The following is a 21393-nucleotide window of genomic DNA, read 5'->3' on the forward strand; positions in this document are numbered from 1 at the left end:
AACGAGGCATATAAAAGGAGCTACATCATGCGCAGTCTCATATTCGGTCATCTCGTCTACATGTATACGCCGCTCGGCATTCTGGCCACCATCGCCGGGATACTGCTGGGCGGTCCCTGGGTGTGGATCGGTATTGGCATCTTCGCCTTCAATATCACCATGGACACCCTCACGTCCGGCATTCACAGCAAAGGCGCGGCCGTCAACAAGAAAGGGCAGCCCGTCGGTTCGCCCGCCATCCTCAACCTGATGATGTACGCCCAGCTACTCAGTTTCATCGCGCTTCAACTCGCAGTGGTCTGGCGTATTTACCAGTATGTGGCCGGCGTTCCCATCGAAACCATGATGTGGAACGGTTACGCCTACCAGAACGGAATAACCGGTCTTGAGCTGGTTGCCGTCGTAGTGGGCGCCGGCATGCATCAGGGCCTGGGCATCATGTTCGGTCATGAACTCTCCCATACCAAGGGGATCGGCTTCCTGATCTCCCGGATGATGATGAGCCTCTCCGGCGCCGCCGCATTCTGCTACGCCCACGTCTACAACCATCACCTCGAACTGGGACGCGCCTGGCTGGGCCCCGAAGGCAACAAGATGATGGAAGACACGGATCCGGCAACCGCACCGCGCGGACGCAGCCTCTACAAGCACTGGGTGATCTCGACGATCGGCCAGTCCTATTTTGGTTACCGGACCGAGCAGCGTCGCCTGAAGCGTATGGGCAAATCCTTCTTCTCCTTCTCCAATCGCTGGATCCGAGGCTATCTGCTGAGCATCCCGACCGTGGCGCTGTTTGCCGGCGCCGGCTACGTGGCGGGCGGCCAGGACGGTGCGTTGCTGAGTTTGGGATGCATGCTGTTGATCTGGGCGATTTCCACCTTTGAACTGGAAGCGCTCAACTACATGGAGCACTACGGGCTGATCCGCGTGAAGGATCAGCCGATCGAGTATCGCCACTCCTGGGACAACGACAACGCTTTCACCAGTTGGGCCTTTATCGAGATCGGGCGCCAAGCCGATCACCATGACCGCGGCGAAACCCATTTCTGGGAACTCACCAGCGTGGGCCAACCCTCGTCGCCCGCAGGCGCACCCAATGCACGTATCGGTTACTACACCGAATTCGTGTTGGCACTGATCCCGCCGCTGTGGCACGCCGTCTACAAGAAGAAACTGGCGATCTGGGACCGCGATTTCGCATCGCCCGAAGAGCGCAAGATTGCCAAGGAGATCAACCGCAAGGTTGGCTACGAGGTCAATCCTGAATCCATCAGCGGCCAGCGGCTGGAAGTCAGCTACGCCCTGTAACCCCGAGTGCCGGCCACATCGGTGACCGGCATATAGAGCACGACATTGCGGCGGACTGCCGCGTATGAGGAGATCAACATGAACACCGAAGCCACACTTTACGAACGTCTTGGCAAGCGGCCTGGCATCGAAGCCATCGCCACCGACATTTTCAACAACCATGTCAAGAATCCAAAGGTCAAAACTCGCTATGCAAACAGCGACCCGGCCAATGTGATCCGCCTGGTAACCGAAATGTGCTGCGCCGGGTTTGGCGGGCCGGAGACCTATACCGGCAAGGATATGATCACAGCACACACTGGCATGAACATCAACGAAGAAGAATTCGTTGCGGTGTGCGACGACGTGCTGGCCGCACTCGACAAGAACAACGTGGGCAAGCGCGAGAAGGATGAAGTCCTTTGCATTCTGTATTCCTTGAAGAACGAGGTCGTCCACCTGTAATTGCACAGGGGTGCCCCAGCCGGCACCCCTAACGTTTCGCACAAGGAGTTGCATCGTGTTTGGATTTTTTGCTCGCAAGGGGCCCCATCGGGCTCGTATCACCACCAGCGGCGACACCATCGAGGTCGGCGCCGGTGACAATTTGCTCAAGGCGGCGTTGAACCAGGGTCTGGCCTGGCCACATAATTGCCGGGTCGGCAGTTGCGGGCAGTGCCGATGCCGCTTGGTAAGCGGCAAGATCAAGCCGCTCAACGATTTCAGCTACGTCCTCACCGGCGAGGAGATGGATGCCGGCATGATCCTGGCCTGCCAGACCAGCCTGCGTAGCGACGTCGAGATCGAGGTCGCCCTGGACAAGCCGGCAATCGCATTGTCGCAGCCGAAGAGCGTGGGTGGCGTGATTGCCCAAGCGCGGCCGCTGACCCATGACATCCTAGAGGTGCGTATCCGTCTCGATGAAGCCATGCCTGCCTACCTGGCAGGACAATATGCCGAATTGTCGGTCCCTGGCCTGATTGAGAAGCCGCGTTCCTATTCCTTTGCCAGCGCACCCGAGAACGAGCAGTCCGGCCATGTCAGCTTTTTCATCCGACATGTGCCTGACGGCGAGATGACCAGCTGGCTACATACCGCCAATCAGGAAGGACAACGGGTCAGCGTCGCGGGCCCCTATGGCTCCTTCTGGCTGCGCGACTCCACGGCGCCCATGTTGTGCATTGCTGGCGGCAGCGGCATGGCACCGATCAAGGCCCTGCTGGAGCAGGTGTCGAGTCAGGGCTTTCAGCGACAGGTCACCTATGTGTTCGGCGCACGCACGCGCGACGATCTGTATTGCCTGGATGAGATGAAGCAGATCAAGGCACGCTGCAACGGCCACTTCAACTTCATTCCGGTATTGTCACGCGAGCCGGACGACAGCGACTGGAGCGGCCTGCGCGGCCACTGCACCGATATTCTGTCACCCGATGCATTTGACTTGCCGAACAGCCATGCCTATCTGTGTGGGCCGCCCGCCATGATCGATAGCGCGATTGAGTGCCTGAGTCGTGCCGGAGTGAAGTCTGAGCATATTTTTTACGACAAGTTTATCGACGCATCGCATATGCAGGGCGGGCGCGTTTAATTGTTTCGAAGGTTCTAAGCCAGTTCAAATGGTGCATCAGTACCAGTCGGGGACATAAGTAAATTCCCTGATTCAACTACAGGCTCGTCCCTATAGACGGGCCATCATCGTCAGCGCGTTAATGGTGTAGGGGTTTCATGTGCGTTCTACGTGAAATTACGTGGAATCCCTGCACGCGATTACGAGCGCGTCAAAGCAGCAGCTGCGGCTGAATGTGCATCCTGGCCGCAAACATTACATCAAAAAATGCGGAGAGCTTTTTTACAATATGAGAATCATACGGTTTCTTATCGCATTGCTCTGCTTGATCCCGCTATACGCACATGCGATAGAAGAAGATTCCTTGTTGGATCCTCAAGAGGCTTTCAAGTATTCAGTCAGAGTATTGGATGCACAGAGCATTGAAACTCGCTTCCAAGTCGCGAAAGGCTATCACCTGTATCGCGACAAGGTGAAGTTTGAAGTGACGACCAAAGGCGTTGAGCTTGGATCGGTACAGCTCCCTCCAGGAAAGGTCGAAGAAGATGCCATCTTCGGTCGTACGGTGGTCTACCGTGATGATGTAAGAATCAAACTTCCCTTAAACCGTATAGATCCCGATGTTGGGGAAATCACCTTAAAGGTCGTTTCGCAGGGCTGTGCCGACGCTGGGGTGTGCTATCCCCCTCAAACGCACGAAAGCCAGCTCGATCTTCCTACTTTGCCGGGCAGGAAAGGAGCGGGTGTCTCCAGTCAAGGCGGTACGCCCTTACCCTTGCTGGAAGGGAAGGTGGCATCCGATCCAGGAACTGCCCTGATCAAGTCTACGCAGTCCGAATCTACGCACATTGAGAACCTGTTCAGAGGCGGAAGCTTTTGGCTGATTGTCAGTTTCTTCTTTGGAGCCGGACTGTTGTTGGCGCTGACCCCTTGCGTATTCCCTATGATCCCGATTCTGTCTGGCATCATCGCGGGCCAAGGACAGCAACTGACCAAAACCAGGGCATTCGTGCTCTCGCTATCCTATGTGTTGGGCATGGCGATTACCTACGCGCTTGTCGGCATCGCCGCAGGCCTATCGGGCAGTCTTCTTTCTGCCGCTTTGCAAAATCCCTGGGTATTGGGTTCCTTCGCACTGGTCTTTGTCGTGCTCGCATTCTCGATGTTCGGTTTTTATGAGTTGCAATTACCGAATGCCATTCAGAGCAAGTTCTCGAACGCAAGTAACAAAATGAAAGGGGGCAGCACCATCGGTGTATTCGTGATGGGTGCGCTCTCGGCCGTGATTGTCGGGCCTTGTGTGGCTGCCCCCTTGGCCGGTGCATTACTTTACATCGGACAGACACATAACGTATGGCTTGGTGGCTCGGCGCTGTTCGCCATGGCGCTCGGTATGGGCGTGCCGCTAATCCTTGTGGGCATATCCGCAGGCGCTCTACTGCCTAAAGCAGGTGGCTGGATGCACACAGTGAAGAGCTTCTTTGGTGTATTGCTGCTGGGCGTAGCTATTTGGCTCATCTCACCAGTCATTCCTGATGTTATGAATATGTTCCTATGGGCTGCACTCTTGATTTCCTCCGCGATTTATCTTGGTGCAATTGATCCTTTGCCTGCAAAAGCGGGGGGTTTCACCAAGTTTTGGAAGGGCATTGGCATCATTGCATTGATAAGCGGCGCGTCTATTTTGATAGGCGCTTTGAGTGGTGGCCGCAATATTTTGCAGCCACTGGCCAACTTGAGTGTGAGTGTGGCGGGTGCCGATTCAGACGCGAACGCCCATGCATCCATGAAGTTTGTGCGCGTCAAGAATGTCGCCGACCTGGAAAGCCACATCAAGCAATCCGGTGGAAAGCACATAATTCTGGATTTTTATGCCGATTGGTGCGTTTCATGCAAAGAGTACGAGAAGTTTACCTTTAGCGATCCAAGAGTCAAAGAGAAACTGGCAACTGCCGTGCTTCTCCAAGCCGATGTGACAGCCAATACCGATGCGGATAAGGAGTTGCTTAAGCGTTTCTCTTTGTTCGGACCTCCTGGAATCATCTTCTTCGACAAAATGGGTGGCGAGCTTAAGGCGTCCCGTGTAGTGGGTTATCTCCCTCCCGATAAATTTCTAGACAACCTCAATACGGTTATTCAGTAGATAAATTTCGAAGTAATGCAAATTATTTACAGGAGGTCGATATGTACATGCGAACACTGTAATTATTCGGTTTGTAGTGCGTAATTGGAGGTATGCCTTATAAATTCGATACCGGTCACAAGGTATGGAATTCTTGCTGTCAACGATAAGGAGCACAAAATGAAAATGAAATCATTTCTTGCAGCGTTGTTTTTTGCGTTTAGTGCACTGGCCGTAAATTTCCCTGTTTATGCAGCAGATGCTCCAGAAGATACGGAGGCGTTGAACGGGTTACATGAGGTTAAAGTGATTTTCGATATCACCACCGGGGATGCAAAAAAACTCCTGTCTCGTTTAGGGCTCATTGAAGAGACGCGTGATGGGATGTTGAAACAAGGCGTTACGCCTCATTTTGTTCTTGCCTTCCGTGGACCCGCAAGCCTGTTTATCCAGAAAGATCAGAGCCGGGTCAAATTGGAGGATGTCGAGCTGATGGAGAAAATTCAACTGAAACTTAAAGAGATGAGCAAGGACAAGAGTTTCAGCCTTGCGCAGTGCGCGGTAGCCAATCGCTATTTGAAGATCAAGAACGAAGATACCATTCCTGAAGTTCATGTAGTTGGCAATAGTTTCATCTCGATGGCGGCATATGAAAACAAGGGATACGCTTATATCCCGATTGATTGAAAGACATAAACATGGCATTGGGTAAATTGCAGTTAATAACAATTGCCGTACTGGGTCTCGTCTCGACTTCCACCATTGCCGATGATGGTGGAAGCAAGATTCAACACCTTGTCGATCCAGTGACCAGCATTGAGTCCTGGGTATTGCATGACAAGGGTTTTGAGGTTGAGTTGATCCAGATCAGCCCGGATCAGGCACGCGGCTTTTTTCTTGCGCGTGGCTTCGATCGGAAGAATGCGGATTTTTATGCGGAAAGTTGCGTGCTGGCGTTAAGAGTGCGGAATAAATCGCCGGAGACCATTTCGTATGATTTGGCCAATTGGCGATATATGACGGCAGATGGCGTAAATCGGAAGCTGAAACTTAAAGACAAATGGCTGCATGAATGGCAGCAGCGCGGCGTTTCCAAGAGCGCTCAAATCGCTTTCGAGTGGTCGCAGCATCCGCTCGCGCAGACACTGGATCCCAAGGACTGGAATCAAGGCATGACTACATACCAGATTGCCCACGGCAGCGTGTTTGACTTGACTGTGAAATGGAATAGAGGAGACAAGCAGTATGTGGATACAATTAAGGGGGTTCGCTGTGCAGATTAGTGCGCTTAGACGTATTCTGTTCACGTTAGCAATCGTTTCCGGCCTGCTGCTTAACGCTAGAGTTGGTTTGGCCGCCGACGAAGAGGCTTTCAGCCCTGTTTCGGGCAATCCGGTTGCGCCAAAGCTTACATTGCATGATATGGACGGTAAGCTGGTCGATCTTAAGCAACTAAAAGGTAAAGTGGTTATCGTCAATTTCTGGGCGACATGGTGCCCGCCATGTCGGGCTGAAATGCCTTCCCTGCAGCGGCTTTGGAAAAAGCTAGGCGCATCGAAGATTCAGATCGTGGCCGTAAATGTGGGAGAAGATGCCGATACCGTCCTCGGTTTCATGGGGACGCTGGACGAGTCGCCCACCTTCCCGATTGTGTTTGACAAGGATAGCGCCACTTTGCGTGCCTGGCCGGTCAGGGGCTTGCCCACGACTTTTCTGATAGACAAAAAAGGTCACATTGCTTATCGGGCAATTGGCGGTCGACATTTTGATAGTCCCGAGAATATTCATTTTATAACCGAGCAGATTGAGGGTTCAAGTACGGGGAAATAATTCCTCTTGATGAAATAAAGCGAATACAGAACTCATGCGAGTTCTGTATTCGTGCGTTTCAGGTGCGGCTGTTCAGAGGCGTTGCACAGGAGAGGGATAAGGGCCCGTTCTATCAAGTTGTTCAGATATATGTTTGTCTGTGCCTACCGTGGTATGCAGGGGATATCAGGATGGCTTCGATTCTCTGCTATGGGTTTAACCATATGCTTGCTATTGTGGGCATTACGAAGTGTCATTTTACTGTGTTGCTTTTGTGACATTTTGGTTTTTCCTTGACCCGTCTCCGTAAGCTGTAAGCCCGTTTGTATGGGCTTTCCACGTAATTTCTTCGAGATGGTTAGGAATTTGCTTGTGTCAGTGGATGAGGGCTGCTTTGACGGTTCCAGCCTACCCCGTTCCGATCGGAGCAATGCATGCAACTTATCGCCCATTCTTCTATCTGGGCATTACTGATTGCCGTTCTGGCCCTGATGGGAGGGCTGGTGCTCTATGTGAGTCATCTCAACCGGAGGTTGCGCCATTCCAAAAAGGTGCTGGAGATGGAAATCGGCGAACGGCGCCGAGCTGAAGAAAAGTCTGCAGAGAACGAGAATAGGCTGCGCCAGATCATCGCATCCGAGCCCGAATGCGTGAAATTGCAAACTCAAGACGGGATCCTGCTGGAAATGAATCCGGCTGGGCTAACCATGATGGGCGCCAATCAGTCAAACGAGATCATCGGGACTTCCGTATACGATCTCATCGTGCCGAAATTTCGGGACGAATACCGTGCGCTGACCACACGTGTCTTTTCCGGCGAGTCTGACGCCATGGAGTTTCAGATCATCAGCCTGAGGGGCCGCCGTCTTTGGATGGAGACCCATGCCGTACCTTTGCGTGACGGACGTAATCGAGTCATTGCCCTGCTTGGCATTACACGTGATATTACCGTGCGCAAGCACGCAGAAGAGGAAATCCGCCTGCATTATCGTGAACTGGCCCATGCTTCCCGGGTGAATACCATGGGTGAGATGGCTTCCGGTCTGGCGCACGAACTGAATCAACCCCTTGCGGCCATCGCCAACTACTCACATGGGTGCCTGCGCCGCATTCGCTCCGGTACAGGCACGGTGGACGACCTGACACGTGCCATCGAGCAGGTCTGCAGCCAGGCAGACCGAGCCGCTGAAATCATCAGGAGTTTGCGGAGCTTCGTGAACAAGGAGGACAGCCCCTTCAGGCCGCTGGAGCTTAAGACCATCGTGCGCGAAGCCATGCTGATCGTGGGGCCGGAAGCGTACGCGCATCAGGTGGACGTCACGCTTAAATTTATGCCTGACATGCCTAAAGTGCTGGGCAATGCCATCCAGATCGAGCAGGTGGTCCTGAATCTCATACGCAATGCGGTCGAGGTCATGGACGAGATTCCATTCATGCTGCGCTACCTCGAACTGCACACCTTTATGGAAGACGACCTGGCCGTCGTGGAGGTGCGCGACACCGGCCCCGGTCTGCCAGCTGAGATGCTGGCGCGCATGTTTGATCCTTTTTTCACGACTAAAGAGACGGGAATGGGGATGGGCTTGGCGATCTGCCGGTCGATTGTGGAAGCGCACGGTGGCAGCTTGTCTGCCTTCCCAAATAAGGAAGGCAATGGGCTGACTCTCCGTTTCACCCTGCGTCTGGCTATGGAGGAAATATCTCATGAATGATCGGCAGCAAACGGTCTTTGTAGTAGACGATGATCAGGCGGCACGTGAGTCATTGCGCTGGCTGCTCGAGTCGGTTGGCCATCAGGTGTGTTGTCCTGCTTCGGCGCTTGAATTCCTTGAAAGCTATGACGGTAGTGTGCCGGGATGTCTGGTCCTGGATGTCCGTATGCCCGGTATGGGGGGCCTGGAATTGCAAAACCACCTGCTCGAACGCGGCTGGTGCTTGCCAGTTATCCTCGTCACAGGGCACGGTGATGTCCCGATGGCAGTACGCGCGATGAAAGCGGGAGCAGTCGATTTTCTCGAGAAACCCTATAACGACCAGGTGTTGCTTGAACGTATTCAACGCGCGCTTGAATTATGCCGGCAGCGTAGCCATGACCACGAGAAACTGGCCGAATTTCAGGCCAGTTTTCAGAGTTTGACGTTGCGCGAACGGGAGGTTGCCGCACTCGTCGTGTCCGGCAAGGCGAATAAAGTGATTGCCATCGAACTGGGGTTGAGCCCGAAAACCATCGAGGTCCATCGCGCCAATGTCATGTTCAAGATGCGCGTGAAATCATTGCCCGAACTGGTGCAGATATGGATGCGTCTGGAAAAGTCGAGTTTAAGTCAGGAATAGAGCGTCCACTTCTCGTACACGAAGAGCGAATATGTGCCGGTTTTCGGGGTCGCGTTGGCCTGTGGTAATCCGGCTACCGTTTCTCCTTTCAGGCGTGGAATAAGGCCATGGCATAACTGGAGTTTCGGGAACGCCCTATATTGCCGACGACGTCTCTCTGCGCCTCAGTAGCCAATGGAACTGATTTGACGGCGCATTGCCCTGCTTGGGCAGGAGGCATCAAGCGGTACAGCGATGCCATTGGCCATTCTTGATTGTATTTGCTGCACCACGCCTCGATCACCGCCATTGCATCGGTCAGGCTGACAAATCCATTCGATCACCGCCATTGCATCGGTCAGGCTGACAAATCCATGCTCATTCAGGCACACGTCGTGTATACGCCCGTTGCCTTCTGCAAGAAACATTGAACGGTGCTTCCGTGAATCGCTACGTCGTGTCCAATCTCTTTCACGATCTGGATCCGGTCCCAATTTCAGGGGCTATTCAAATCGAGAGACCAACGTGGGTCTAGGTGTATTCCCTAATTAATCTACATACTGGTACCAATAGACGGTTGTTGGTATCTGCGCATTTAATGAGGACATGCGTAAGGGAAACTACGTGGTCCATTGCACGTGATTTCGTTTGCATCAGGCAGCAGGTAGATGGAAAGCCGATTGCAGTCACTGCGCTAAAAAAGCGAAGTGTGATTTTGAAACATGCAAATCGCGAGATTTTTTATCGCGCAATCCGTTTACTAAAAATACGACCTAATAAAATTGCGGAGGTTGAATGGAAGCATCCTGGTGGAAAAGCAGCAAGTTCTGGCTGATGTGGGTTGGCTACATCATTGCAGTGGCCGCTTGGTACGCGAGTGTCAAGTGGTTGCCGCTTGATTCATTCAATCGTCTGCCCGATCCATGGTCGGTTATAACGGAGTGGTTTAGTCCTGAACCCGTTTATGGGGTATCCATTTTTACCCCGATCTACTATCAGCATATCTTCTACAGTGTCTATCGAGCGACGGCCTCATTTGTTCTCGCAGTTGTACTGGGCGTTCCACTGGGTATCCTGATGGCGTGGAGCCCAAAGTTTGATGCATACGCATCCGCACTCGTGGGTCTGTTACGCCCCATCCCTCCGCTTGCTTGGATCCCGTTGGCGATCCTCATGTTTCCTGGAATTGAGCTGGCAGTTATCTATGTGACGTTCCTGGTTGCGTTTTTTGCCACAGTCATGAACACCTACGTTGGTGTCAAATCCATTGATCCGGATTATTTCAGGGCGGCCTTGTCGCTGGGCTCCAAACCACGCGACATATTGCGTCACGTGATCATACCCGGGGCACTCCCCAACATATTTACGGGATTGCAGATCGCGATGGGCGCCGCCTGGTTCTCACTTGCTGCTGGAGAAATGATCGCGGCCCAGTATGGGCTGGGCTTCATGATTTTCGAGTCTTATAACTTGATCCAGTTTCCGACGATCGTGATAGGCATGGCCACGCTCGGCATTGCGGGCTTCATGAGCAGTGCAATCATTCGCGTAGTGGGCAATAAGCTCATGCGCTGGCGTGTACAGAGTTTTGGAATAGGGGGCTGATCATGGGAGCATCTGAAGAAGTCGTCAAGACAGTTAAGACATCCCAAACAGCGATGACGCCACGGCCAAATGAGGGGCGTCTTTCTATTCAGCATGTAGGTAAGATTTACGATCCGAACGGCGCACGCGTAGTTGCTGTTCAAGATGCGAGCATGGAAATCGAGCCGGGCGATTTTGTTGCAATTGTGGGCCCGTCCGGTTGCGGCAAGAGCACATTGATGAACATCATCGCCGGGTTCGACAACGTGACAGAAGGGCAGGTACTACTGGACGGACAGCCACTGGCTACCGCGACTACGCCGCCAAAGCCAGGTTCGGATCGTGTCGTTGTCTTCCAGAACGGGGCGTTGTTCCCATGGAAAACCGTCCTTGAAAACGTCATGTACGGGCCTGTGATTCAAAACATGATGACGCCTTCTCAGGCAGAGGAAAGGGCGATGGATCTCCTCGCCAAGTGCGGTGGCCTGAACAAGGTGGCGGCCTCCTACCCGCCCCAACTCTCTTCGGGTATGCAGAGACGTGTCGAAATTGTACGAGCCCTGATCAACGAACCGAAGATACTGTTATTGGACGAGCCGTTCCGTGCAATGGATACGGTCTCAAAGACCGTTATGCACCAGCATTTGCTAGAGATGTATCGGGTGTGCCGCAAGACGATCGTTTTTATCACACACGATCTGGAAGAGGCGATCTATCTGGCGGACAGGGTTGTCGTGATGACGTCACGCCCCGGTACGATCAAATCGATCATCAATGTGAAGCTGCCTAGACCGCGTACGCCAAACATGATGCTGAGCGCGGAGTATCTGGCATTGAAGGCCCAGGCGATCGCAGGTGTGCACGAAGAAGCCAAAAAGGCTTTCGAGCGCGGCGAACGTGAACACGCATAAGTGAGAACAAGATGAAAGCGGCTCAAGAAACCATAAAAACCCCAATCATGGCTCAAGACATCAAATCCAAATTCCGCTGGCCCCAGTTCAACTGGCGAGGAGCCATTGCCATCGTCGGATTTTTTGCTGCCTGGCATTTTTTTGTGAAGCTTGGCGTACCTGGATTCAAGGAGATCGCTGCTCCTTTCGATGTGCTTCAGACTTTCCTGACGCGCTATGTCAACAACCAGGAATACTGGAGTTCCTGGGTGTCGAGTTTCAAGCGTGTGCTGTATGGCTTCCTGATCGCGCAGGTGTTAGGGATTCCATTGGGTCTGATGCTTGGGACCCGGGAGGTTTTTCATAATCTGGCGTACCCCGTGATCGAAATCCTGCGGCCTATTCCTCCGCTTGCATGGGTGCCAATCTCAATTCTGTTCTGGCCGACTACGGAGATGAGCATTATCTTCATCTGTTTCATTGGCGCGTTCTTCATTATCGTGATCAATGTTCATGATGCAGTTAGAAGTATCAAGAATGAACACATTTGGTTAGCTCAATCGCTCGGCGCCAGCAGTGGCCAGATATTCCGTCGCATCATGATTCCTTCGGTGATCCCGTCCATTGCCGTCGGGATGACACTCGGCATCGCAGTGACCTGGAACGTTGTGATTGCGGCGGAAATGATATCGGGCGGAAATGGGCTGGGACGCCTGACCTGGGAAGGGTATGTCAGCCACACAGTCACGGTGGTCATCATCGGCATGATCAGTATCGGGCTAGCCGGCTATCTGTCGACGATTGTCGTCGACTATCTGGAAAAGAAAATGATGCCGTGGCGCGTCGTTCGTTAAGGGAGGCATCACGATGGAGACGATGGCACTAAGCGGAGAACTGGTGGCGACAGGCCTGCGCAAGTGGTACCACCCAAAAGGGCAGGCGCCAGTGCATGTGCTTGACGATTGCTCACTCAATATCGAACCGGGAAAACTTACGGTCGTAATGGGCACGTCGGGATGCGGAAAATCGACACTGGCCTATATCTTATGTGGTTACCTCAATCCGGATGGCGGGCAAGTGACCATGGATGGCCAGCTTGTTAAGGAGCCTGGATCAAGCCGCATCATGGTGTTTCAGGAAACGGCGCTGTGGCCATGGATGACTGTCCTGCAGAACGTCGTTTTTGGCCCGTTGGCCAGATCCAGCGTCAGCAAGGAAGTGGCTACCCAGAAAGCTCTGGAACTGCTTCGAAAGTTCGGCTTGTTGGAGTTCAAGGATAAATATCCAGGGCAACTCTCGGGCGGGATGAAGCGACGGGCAGAATTGGCACAAGCCTTGATCAACAGTCCTAAGGTCATGATTCTGGACGAACCGTTCAGAGGGCTGGACGTCATGACACGAGAGTTGATGCAGGAGTATTACATCAAGTTGTTCGAGGAAACCCGCCTTACGACCGTATTCATCACATCCGAATTGGAAGAAGCGATTTTCCTCGCGGATCGCATTCTGATTATGGGTGGAACACCCAGCAAAATCACGCATACGCTTGAGGTCGACTTGCCGCATCCGAGAACGTTCGATGTACTGGCAAGCGAACGCTATCTTGAAATCAAAAAAGAAGCTCTGGAAGTACTTTATGGGGACAGTATGCAGGACATTTGATCACTGCTTTTTCGTCAACCGCGAATAGGCGCGCGGTAAAAATTCGCTTCGCTAATTTATTAATTGTGGAGGAGAAATTATGAAAACAGTATTGAAATTGATGGCTGTCGGTCTTGTGGCTGGCCTGCTAATCGGCGGACAAACGACGGCACGCGCAGATGGGCCCGTGAATATTACCTACGGGTATCACCCCTACTGGACGGGGGGCTGGAGCGGCGTGATTATCAAGGAAAAAGGTTTGTGGAAAAAATATCTTCCGCCAGGGAGTACGGTACGCTTCGAGCCACAGCTTACGGGACCGCCCATGGTAGCGGCATTGCTCTCCAATAAAATGCAGATCGGCACAATGGGAGACATGCCTTCACTTGTTGCGACGACCAAATACAAGGTTGCCGATATCCGCCTGGTTTCGGTCCCGATGTATAGCAATGGACAGGTTTGCAACAAGATCCTGGTAAGGAAGGATGCACCGCAGTTCAAGGACTATAAGGAAGCCATGAAATGGCTTTCCGGCCGTCCGTTTGCTGTGCACCGGGGAACCTGCACAAACCGTTTCGTGGAATCTCTCATCGATCAGGGTGTCTTCAAACCGTCCGAAATCCTCAGCACCCCCATCGAAGTGATCGCCAGTAATTTTGAAGCCGGAAAGCTTGATGCCGCTGCGATGTGGGAGCCGCATGCCCGCAGACAAGTGGAGCTTGGAAATGCCCGGTATGTCGCTACCGGCGCGCCATGGAATGAAAGCGATGCGGACTTCACGCTGATGCGTCAGGACTTCATCGAGAAAAATCCACAGGCTGCTACAGGCTGGATCAAGGCTGAGATCGAGGCAGTTCAGTTCATGGCCAAGTATCCCAAGGAAACGGCTGAAATCATCGCGAAAGAGCTGACAGGCTACACTCCGAAAACTGCCTGGCTGGCACTGTATGAGGAAAATCCTGCTTCAATCGGTGGCGACCCGGTGAATTACGTGGGCAAGATGGTCTTCGACAAGGATGTCCTCAACCTGATGAACAAGGGATATGGATTCTTGAACAAGCTCAAGGTTACCGATACGCCCGGTATGCCGCCGCATCCCATTAATGATGGCCCCGTTAAGCAAGCCCTGAAGGAGATGGGCCTTACGGCCCCTGTGGCCGTCATCAAAGGTATGCCGGCAAGCGCATACAAATAATAAACACGGTGCGGTCGTGGAAATTTGATCTCGACCGTGCCGGTATTTTCATTTTTTTACGAGAAGAGCAGTGATGAGCAAGCATTACGCCACTTGTTCCTGGACACCTGAGGCAGGTTATCAGGCCAAGACACCTTATGGTGAAATCAAGATGTTTGAAGAAGATGGGCATCGTGCAGTCGAATTGATGTTACTCGCTGCTGCGGCCTGCCTAGATTACTTTCTGGCTGAATATGTACGTGAACGTAAACTTCCTGTGACACGGCTTCATGTGACTTGCGATGGTGAAATCAGTCCTTATCCGGAACGCGTGTCCGCGATCAGGACGACTGTCAAGATAGAAGGTGGGCTGAGTGAAGCAGAGGAACTCAAGATGGTCGGCATGTGCGAGCGTGCCTGTAAAGTCATGAACACGTTCAAGCATTCACCTCAAATCCATGTCGCCATCGAACACATGCCTGCATTGGCCCAGCAGTAGATCGGCACATTAAAAGGAGAAGTGAGATGATGCCTGCAGACTATCTATGCCATAAAGAACATCTGTGGGCCAAGCCACTAGGAGAAAACGTGGTCCTGGTTGGTGTTACCCACTATGCGCAGAACAACCTGGGTGAAGTTGTTTACGTGGAGTGTCCTAAAGCGGGTACCGAGATCCGTCAGGATATCGCTTTCGGAATCGTTGAATCGGTCAAGATTGTGTCCGATCTCATCAGCCCTGTATCGGGAACAGTGCTCGAAGTGAACGAACAGCTGACAACTGATCCATGTTGCATAAATCGTGATCCCTATGGCGAAGGGTGGCTTTTGAAGGTTCAACTTCCGGATAACGGTGGGTTGGGTGGATTGATGTCTGCGACAGACTATAAAAAATATACGTCCGGCTCAGACGACGCATAGTTTGTCGTCTGCCACTTTTCCCCGCTGTCACGGGGACCAGGTAGTCCGTTACTTTTTGCACCTAGTTTTTTCGTAAGCGTTGTGCCAGTCCGATATGTATAACTATTATCTGGACTTGTCAGATACGTTATTTCCAGGCGCTGGTCTGTAATGGCCGGTGCTGCCAGCGCAGTATTCGATATAGGCCGGCCGGCCAATATAAACCACCTTGAACAGCGCACTGAACTTCGGTTTACGTTTTCCGTGCTAGTTCTTATTGGCAGGCGCCGGCTCGAGATGGTTGGCCTCGGCGGCCTGTTTTTCACGACTCTCAATCTTACGTATTGCTGTTTTCGAGCGGGCCGGTGTCGCTCGTCCACTGCATCCGGAGCCTGAAAAAGTTTTCAACGCTCATTTCCGGATACAGCAAGGTTTTTTGCTGTAGAAATGAGATTCCTCTGTATAGGGATTGTACTTAAGTGGATACGCGCTCATCCGTATGTTTCTTTCCGGCGTAATGCCCTTTAATTCAAACTAAGGCATACGACGCCGTGTGCTAGGACTTCCACTTATTTAAAGGAGATCAAATATGTCGCAAGAGACCGTCAAAGCCGCCCTGATGCAATCGATAGCAGGCATCCAAGGCAACCCCGGTGCCGCCAAGGTGGTGTTCCGTGCGGATACCCAGCTGGAAGAGGATGTGCGCTGCAGCGCAAAAGTGCGCGATTTCGCTCCGATCATTGTTGATGAACCGCCCGATCTGGGAGGGGCCGATGCGGCAGCCAATCCGGTCGAGCTGTTGCTGGTCGCCCTGGGCGCATGCCAGGAAATCATGTACAGCGCCTACGCATCAGTCATGGGCGTACAGCTCAACAGCGTCAAGGTGAATCTGCGTGGCTATCTCGATCTGCGTGGCTTGTTCGGCCTGGATGCAGCCGTCCCGCCGGGCTATCAGAAGATCATTTTCGAAACTACGGTGGACAGCCCGGCCGATATAGAGACCCTGAAAAAGCTGGTGGAAACGGTGGAAAGCCATTGCCCGGTGCTGGATACCTTGGTGCGCGCCATCGAGGTCAGCGGCCAAGTCACCCTCAATGGCCAACTTATGGAGGTAGGCGCCGTGCCTGCCTGATCTGGAGAAGTCATCCACCCAGTGCCACATGGCCGGGCGGATGACGGAGGAGTCATAACATGACCAAACATATCGTGATTGTCGGCGGAGGCCCTGCAGGTTATGTGGCGGCGTCGCACGCCGCTGCAGAAGGCGCGCAAGTAACGCTGATAGATCCACATCCCCTTGGAGGAACGTGCCTGCATCGCGGCTGCATTCCGACCAAAACCCTGGTGGAAGTCTGCAACCTGCTCGACAAGATGCGCCGGGCCGAGTCCTACGGCTTACACATGTCAGGCACGGTAGAACCGGATTGGCCGGCGATACGTGCCAAAGCAGGCAAGGTGATCGACCTTCTCAATACCGGCATCAATAGCCTGATGGCAGACCGCCGGGTGGCCCATGTACAAGGACGCGGCCGCATACTGGACGGGCATCATGTGGAAGTGGCAGGCCATGGCGTAATCGAGGCCGATGCCGTGCTGATCTGTACGGGCTCCAGCCCGATATTGCCGGAAAGCTTTGATGCCGACCGTGCCCGCGTGGTGACCAGCGACGATTTGTTGCATTGGGATACCTTGCCGCGATTCCTGCTTATCGTCGGAGATGGCGTCGTGGCGTGCGAATATGCATTCATCATGAATGCGCTTGGCGTCCAGGTCACTCTGGTCGCCATGGGCGAGCGTCCCTTGCCCTTCATCGACAGCGACATCTCTGCCATCGTGCAGCGCGAAATGCGCCGGCGTGGAATCGAATTCATCAACAAATGCGCAGTGGAAAGCCTCATGGCCATTCCGGATGGTGTGGTCGCCCTTGCAGACGACAAGGTCGTGGCCAGTGCCGAACGCGTGCTGGTTGCGATCGGCCGGCGTCCCAACACGCAGGGCATGGGTCTGGAGGAAGCGGGCGTTGAACTCGGCCCTCGAGGCGAAATCGTGACGAATGGCTTCATGCAGACCTGCCTGGATGGCTTGTATGCGGTAGGCGACGTCAACGGCAGGCTGGCGCTGGCCCATGCCGCCTCGGCCCAGGCGCGCCTGGCGGTGGATCACGCCCTCGGCGTGGAATGCGCGCCGCTGGACGAATCGATCATTCCATGGGCTGTGTTCACCATGCCCGAGATCGGTTGTGTCGGCATGACCGAGCAGCGCGCCATCGAGACAGGGCATGCCGTCAGCGCAGGACGATTCGACCTGCGCGGCCTCGGCAAGGCGCAAGCCATGAGCGAATTGACCGGGATGGCCAAGGTGGTCGCCGACCGCGTGAGCGGGCGACTGCTCGGCGTTCATATCATCGGTGCCCACGCGTCTGACATGGTGCATGAAGCCGCCGTACTGCTCCGCCAGGGCGCCACCGTCCATGCTATCACCCAAACCGTCCATGCCCACCCCACACTTTCCGAAGCCATACACGAAGCGGCAGAGGATGCGCTGGGGCAGGCTGTACATAAACCTATGAAACGAAAAAAGACGCATCATGCCGAAGCATTATCCTGAAGACCGCCTCTACCATCGCGATGCCCTCTGGCTACGACTGCTGGAGAACGGCGAAGCCCTGATTGGAATCAATCACTATGCCCAGGACAGCCTGGGTGAAGTCGTATTTCTCGATTTGCCGCGCGTAGGCACGACCATTTGCCATGACACGTCCCTGGGTACGGTCGAATCTCGCAAGGCCGTGTCGGACATGATCGCCCCGGTCGATGGCACGGTACTGGAAATCAATACCCGGTTGCGCAGTGAGCCAACCTTGATCAACAGCGACCCCTATGGAGAAGGCTGGACATTGCGAATTCGCTTGACCTCGCCAGGCGAGACCGAGCATCTGCACGATGCATCGGCCTATCTCTCGCTCATGGGCTTGACCAATTGAAATGTCACTCTCCGAACCAAGGAACATGAAATGAATTTTACGACTCAGGAATTGATCGCCTACGCCAAGAGCCACATCGTCGAATGGGATGCGGCCACTGCAGCACGTGAACTGGCCGCCCGCCGTGATATCGTGCTGCTGGACGTACGCGAACCGGCCGAGTTCAACGAGGGATGCATCGGCAATGCCTGCAATGTCCCGCGCGGCGTGCTCGAATTCAAGGTCGACCCCAGCTACCCAGCCTGCGAGCAGGCTCTATTGGATCGCAACCTAGAGATCCTCGTGTACTGCAAAACTGGCGGACGTAGCGCTCTGGCCGCGCACACACTCAAGCAGCTGGGGTATGGCAAGGTGATTTCGCTTGCTGGCGGCATCGAATCATGGAAGGGAGGCGGCTTCAATGCCGCTGTGCCACAGGCTTACTGAGAGTCTCCGTGCTGCTGGGCAAAATGTCACGCTGGAGGCATTGGGGACTTCCAATGATCCAGGCGAACGACGGGCAGGGATACCGGTCGGGCAGGTCAACCGAGTGGTGTTTGCTCAGCAGGTGGGAACCAGCCCGCTGTATTGGCTGATCGGTATGCAGGCGATTTTTTCGCCGACTGCCTGGCGATAGCCGCCGGGTCCGAAACGGGTGATGAGGTCTGCCTTGTAGGTTGTGAAGAAACGTTTGATGTAGGCCATGCCCATGATCCCGTCGGCGGACAGTTCGTCGGTGCCCGGGTCATAGACCAAACGGATCGGCATCAGGGGCATGGGGGCCGGCCCAATCACGACCTTGGCGCCATCGGCGGGATCGTACACACTGCCATGCGCGCAGCACACGATTCTGCCGGGACCGCCGGCCAATTCGCTACCGCTGGCTGCATAACGCAGATAGGACACCTTGGGTTGAGGATAGCTCATCTGGTGGGTGCAGATGGCCACGAAGGCCACGAACTGTCCCCTGGGACCTACTCCTCCCTGCCAGTGGTAATCGCCCTCTTCATTTTTCAGGGCGATATTCGGCTTGGTGGGCCGATCTCCCAGATTGATCAGGAAGCAGGGCACGCCCGCGAGTGGGTAGGAAAAAACCAGCGCCTCGCCGGTGGGGATGACCGCTCCTTTGAGCGGGGCGCCGGATTGGTCGGTCAGTTTGGCGGCGGGAAATGCTTCGAAGTCGGCAGCAACAGCCATCTGGCCCCAGTTGGCTGAAGCCAGCGCAGCACTACCCGCGCACACTTTCACGAATCCACGTCTGTCCATCTTGTTTTGTTCTCCCGCAGGAAAAACCGCCCCGAAGGGCGGTTGTATCGATTACCGGCGAGATCCGGTATTCCGGATCAGGCGTTAAACATATCGCGATAGATACCGCGTGCCCATTCCAGCGTTGCCTCGCCTTTGGCGGCATCGCGGTTCTCGAAGGTCTTGGTGTCCTTGGAGAAGCCCGTGATGATGTCCTTCTCGGTGCTGTAGTCGTAGCCGGCATCGACGCTGATGGCCTCCATCGGGTTGGCATTCACCATCGAGTAGCAGATGGTGCGCGGACTGACCCAGGAGATTTCCTTGCCTTGGGCGCGCGCCGCCAGCACCTTGGCGATGAAATGGCCTTCGGTGTTGGAGGTGTTGGCGCTCTTGGAATAGGGATGCGGACGCGAGTCGCCGGTCACGTAGACATGGGGGTCGCCGATGATGTTGTAGAAGCGGGTGTCGATGTGGGCTTCCTTCTGGTTGCTCTTGCTCGATGGCGCCATCAAGCCGAGATGTTCGATCAGCGTGGAACCGCGTACGTTGGCATAGATGGCCGCGTCGTCGAACTTGTATTCATCGAATTCGGTCTTGATGATTTTCCTGTCCACATCGACGCCCGTCACTGCCTTGGACGGCAGCCATTCGATGTAATCCCGGTACAACTCATTGAAGGCCGCATGGAAGCCATCTTTCTTGATGGTGATTTCCGGGTTGGCATCCAGCACCAGAACCTTGCCCTTGACCTTGTTCTTTTTGAAGGTCGAGGCGAGCAGGCAGGCGCGCTCGTAGGGGCCGGGCAGGCAGCGGTAATTGCCGGACGGCACGGTTTGCACGAAGACGCCGCCCTCGAACTCCTTGACCTTGCGATGAATGGTGACGTGTTCGGTAGGCGAGATGAAGCCGCCCGGGTAGATCTGGCGCAGAGCGGCCATCGTGTCCACGTCCGTTACGCCGATCTTGTCGTAGTCGTATGAGATGCCGGGTGCCAGGACCAGGAAATCGTACTTGATGTCACCTTCGTTGGTGGTCAGGGTCCGGCTGGTCCGATCCAAACCGGTTACCGTCGCGTTGAAATAGGTGTAATTGTTGTTGACGGCAGCGTCCAGGAAGCTGTGGTCGGCCAGAAACTCCAGGTTGATGAGACCGGCGTACCATAAGTTGCTGGAAAAGCAGGACGAATACATGTCGCGTTTTTCCACCAGGACCACGTCAAATTTCGGATATTCCTTCTTGGCGTATTTGGCGATGGTCAGGCCGGAGGTCCCTCCGCCCACAATGACCAGGCGCGGGCCCTTGGCTTTCGGGAGTGCCGCCATGGTGCGGGTGGCAACCGCGGGTGCGGCGTTGGCCACGGTCGATCGCGCTGTGCCGGCAAGACCCGCTGTTCCCGCAGCGAACATGGCGCCGCCCATTTTCATGAAATTACGTCTACTGTTATTCCCTTTCATTCTTGTTTCCTCCCAAAAGACGACAAGTAAATGCTCGGCGTCCGGACACCGGAACCAAGCTACGCAAGCTGCTAGGGGCAAAAAATGCGGGCCCAGATGGGCCCGCCAAAATTAACGGGCAGGAGGAGTTATAGGAGAGGCCGCCCGTCAAAACAAAATCGATCGCTCATTCCATTTGCAAGGCTTTCGCCGGACACGCCGCAACCACCTGGCGCACCTGTTCTTCCGTGGCGTTCTCGGGCTGGATCACGAACTTGCCGTCTTCCACTTTGAATACCTGCGGCAGCGTCTTGACGCAATTTCCGCTGTGACAGCAGGCTTTTTCATTCCAGACAACTTTCATCGTGCCTTCCTTTCGTTGATTAACCAGTCGAAACTCTTCATGAACAGTCTTTGCAGACCACGCCGTTATTCTGCGCGCTGGCAGGAAAATTCCTATCCGGGGAAC

24 protein-coding genes are annotated in these 21393 nt (G+C 54.3%); 20 read left to right on the forward strand and 4 right to left on the reverse strand.

From position 1 onward, the window contains the following. Positions 1 to 27 precede the first annotated feature (27 nt). The 9 genes from B058_RS0108740 to B058_RS0108780 all read left to right on the forward strand — a co-directional run bounded on the left by B058_RS0108740 (position 28) and on the right by B058_RS0108780 (position 9119). Positions 28 to 1308 (forward strand): fatty acid desaturase, encoded by a 1281-nt coding sequence (locus B058_RS0108740; protein ID WP_018508100.1) that lies wholly within the window; start codon positions 28 to 30, stop codon positions 1306 to 1308. A gap of 78 nt (positions 1309 to 1386) precedes the next feature. Then, positions 1387 to 1752: a group I truncated hemoglobin gene (locus B058_RS0108745; RefSeq protein WP_018508101.1), complete on the forward strand. Its 366-nt coding sequence runs from the start codon at positions 1387 to 1389 to the stop codon at positions 1750 to 1752. A 55-nt stretch (positions 1753 to 1807) separates the two neighbouring features. Next, on the forward strand, positions 1808 to 2875 hold the full coding sequence (locus B058_RS0108750; protein WP_018508102.1) for an NADH:ubiquinone reductase (Na(+)-transporting) subunit F: 1068 nt from the start codon (positions 1808 to 1810) through the stop codon (positions 2873 to 2875). A gap of 268 nt (positions 2876 to 3143) precedes the next feature. Then, positions 3144 to 4997 (forward strand): protein-disulfide reductase DsbD, encoded by a 1854-nt coding sequence (dsbD, locus tag B058_RS0108755; RefSeq protein ID WP_051082087.1) that lies wholly within the window; start codon positions 3144 to 3146, stop codon positions 4995 to 4997. Between the two features lie 159 nt (positions 4998 to 5156). Beyond that, a complete protein-coding gene (locus B058_RS16725; protein ID WP_018508104.1) occupies positions 5157 to 5663 on the forward strand; it encodes a DsrE family protein in 507 nt (168 codons plus the stop codon). Positions 5664 to 5674: 11 nt separating this feature from the next. Continuing rightward, positions 5675 to 6259, forward strand: a complete 585-nt coding sequence (locus tag B058_RS0108765) for a hypothetical protein (RefSeq protein WP_018508105.1) — start codon at positions 5675 to 5677, stop codon at positions 6257 to 6259. A gap of 67 nt (positions 6260 to 6326) precedes the next feature. After that, positions 6327 to 6806, forward strand: a complete 480-nt coding sequence (locus B058_RS0108770) for a TlpA disulfide reductase family protein (protein ID WP_211208667.1) — start codon at positions 6327 to 6329, stop codon at positions 6804 to 6806. Positions 6807 to 7219: 413 nt separating this feature from the next. After that, positions 7220 to 8497, forward strand: coding sequence for a sensor histidine kinase (locus B058_RS0108775; RefSeq protein WP_018508107.1), 1278 nt, complete (start codon positions 7220 to 7222; stop codon positions 8495 to 8497). Further along, positions 8490 to 9119: a response regulator transcription factor gene (locus B058_RS0108780; protein WP_018508108.1), complete on the forward strand. Its 630-nt coding sequence runs from the start codon at positions 8490 to 8492 to the stop codon at positions 9117 to 9119. The genes B058_RS0108775 and B058_RS0108780 overlap by 8 nt, the downstream gene beginning before the upstream one ends. 164 nt (positions 9120 to 9283) lie before the next feature. Here B058_RS0108780 and B058_RS17845 read toward each other — a convergent pair whose 3' ends face one another. After that, positions 9284 to 9526, reverse strand: coding sequence for an integrase core domain-containing protein (locus B058_RS17845; RefSeq protein WP_157265707.1), 243 nt, complete (start codon positions 9524 to 9526; stop codon positions 9284 to 9286). Positions 9527 to 9893: 367 nt separating this feature from the next. Between B058_RS17845 and B058_RS0108790 the strand changes: the two genes are divergently transcribed. The 11 genes from B058_RS0108790 (at position 9894) to B058_RS0108845 (ending at position 18693) form a co-directional block, all read left to right on the forward strand. Then, positions 9894 to 10703, forward strand: coding sequence for an ABC transporter permease (locus B058_RS0108790; protein WP_211208669.1), 810 nt, complete (start codon positions 9894 to 9896; stop codon positions 10701 to 10703). A 2-nt stretch (positions 10704 to 10705) separates the two neighbouring features. Then, positions 10706 to 11593, forward strand: a complete 888-nt coding sequence (locus tag B058_RS0108795; protein ID WP_245539281.1) for an ABC transporter ATP-binding protein — start codon at positions 10706 to 10708, stop codon at positions 11591 to 11593. A gap of 47 nt (positions 11594 to 11640) precedes the next feature. Beyond that, the gene (locus B058_RS0108800; RefSeq protein WP_169335087.1) at positions 11641 to 12426 is read left to right on the forward strand and encodes an ABC transporter permease; all 786 of its coding nucleotides are present in this window, start codon (positions 11641 to 11643) and stop codon (positions 12424 to 12426) included. A 13-nt stretch (positions 12427 to 12439) separates the two neighbouring features. Beyond that, on the forward strand, positions 12440 to 13234 hold the full coding sequence (locus tag B058_RS0108805) for an ABC transporter ATP-binding protein (protein ID WP_018508113.1): 795 nt from the start codon (positions 12440 to 12442) through the stop codon (positions 13232 to 13234). Between the two features lie 79 nt (positions 13235 to 13313). Next, entirely contained in the window at positions 13314 to 14408 is a 1095-nt protein-coding gene (locus B058_RS16730) for an ABC transporter substrate-binding protein (RefSeq protein ID WP_018508114.1), read from the forward strand. Positions 14409 to 14481: 73 nt separating this feature from the next. Beyond that, positions 14482 to 14886, forward strand: a complete 405-nt coding sequence (locus B058_RS0108815) for an OsmC family protein (RefSeq protein WP_081616764.1) — start codon at positions 14482 to 14484, stop codon at positions 14884 to 14886. A gap of 26 nt (positions 14887 to 14912) precedes the next feature. Then, positions 14913 to 15305, forward strand: coding sequence for a glycine cleavage system protein GcvH (gene gcvH, locus B058_RS0108820; RefSeq protein WP_018508116.1), 393 nt, complete (start codon positions 14913 to 14915; stop codon positions 15303 to 15305). Between the two features lie 568 nt (positions 15306 to 15873). Next, on the forward strand, positions 15874 to 16416 hold the full coding sequence (locus B058_RS0108830) for an OsmC family protein (RefSeq protein WP_018508117.1): 543 nt from the start codon (positions 15874 to 15876) through the stop codon (positions 16414 to 16416). A 59-nt stretch (positions 16417 to 16475) separates the two neighbouring features. After that, positions 16476 to 17891, forward strand: coding sequence for a dihydrolipoyl dehydrogenase (gene lpdA / locus B058_RS0108835; RefSeq protein ID WP_018508118.1), 1416 nt, complete (start codon positions 16476 to 16478; stop codon positions 17889 to 17891). Then, a complete protein-coding gene (gene gcvH / locus B058_RS0108840) occupies positions 17872 to 18267 on the forward strand; it encodes a glycine cleavage system protein GcvH (RefSeq protein WP_018508119.1) in 396 nt (131 codons plus the stop codon). The genes lpdA and gcvH (B058_RS0108840) overlap by 20 nt, the downstream gene beginning before the upstream one ends. 30 nt (positions 18268 to 18297) lie before the next feature. Further along, positions 18298 to 18693, forward strand: coding sequence for a rhodanese-like domain-containing protein (locus B058_RS0108845; RefSeq protein WP_018508120.1), 396 nt, complete (start codon positions 18298 to 18300; stop codon positions 18691 to 18693). A gap of 114 nt (positions 18694 to 18807) precedes the next feature. Here B058_RS0108845 and B058_RS16735 read toward each other — a convergent pair whose 3' ends face one another. The 3 genes from B058_RS16735 to B058_RS17535 all read right to left on the reverse strand — a co-directional run bounded on the left by B058_RS16735 (position 18808) and on the right by B058_RS17535 (position 21288). Beyond that, on the reverse strand, positions 18808 to 19512 hold the full coding sequence (locus tag B058_RS16735; protein ID WP_051082060.1) for a Rieske (2Fe-2S) protein: 705 nt from the start codon (positions 19510 to 19512) through the stop codon (positions 18808 to 18810). Between the two features lie 77 nt (positions 19513 to 19589). Next, complete coding sequence (locus B058_RS0108855; protein WP_026240780.1) at positions 19590 to 20945, reverse strand: FAD-dependent oxidoreductase; 1356 nt, start codon at positions 20943 to 20945, stop codon at positions 19590 to 19592. Positions 20946 to 21111: 166 nt separating this feature from the next. After that, positions 21112 to 21288 (reverse strand): (4Fe-4S)-binding protein, encoded by a 177-nt coding sequence (locus tag B058_RS17535; protein WP_018508123.1) that lies wholly within the window; start codon positions 21286 to 21288, stop codon positions 21112 to 21114. Between the last annotated feature and the right edge of the window lie 105 nt (positions 21289 to 21393).

This window comes from Thiobacillus thioparus DSM 505 (assembly GCF_000373385.1).
GTDB lineage: Bacteria > Pseudomonadota > Gammaproteobacteria > Burkholderiales > Thiobacillaceae > Thiobacillus > Thiobacillus thioparus.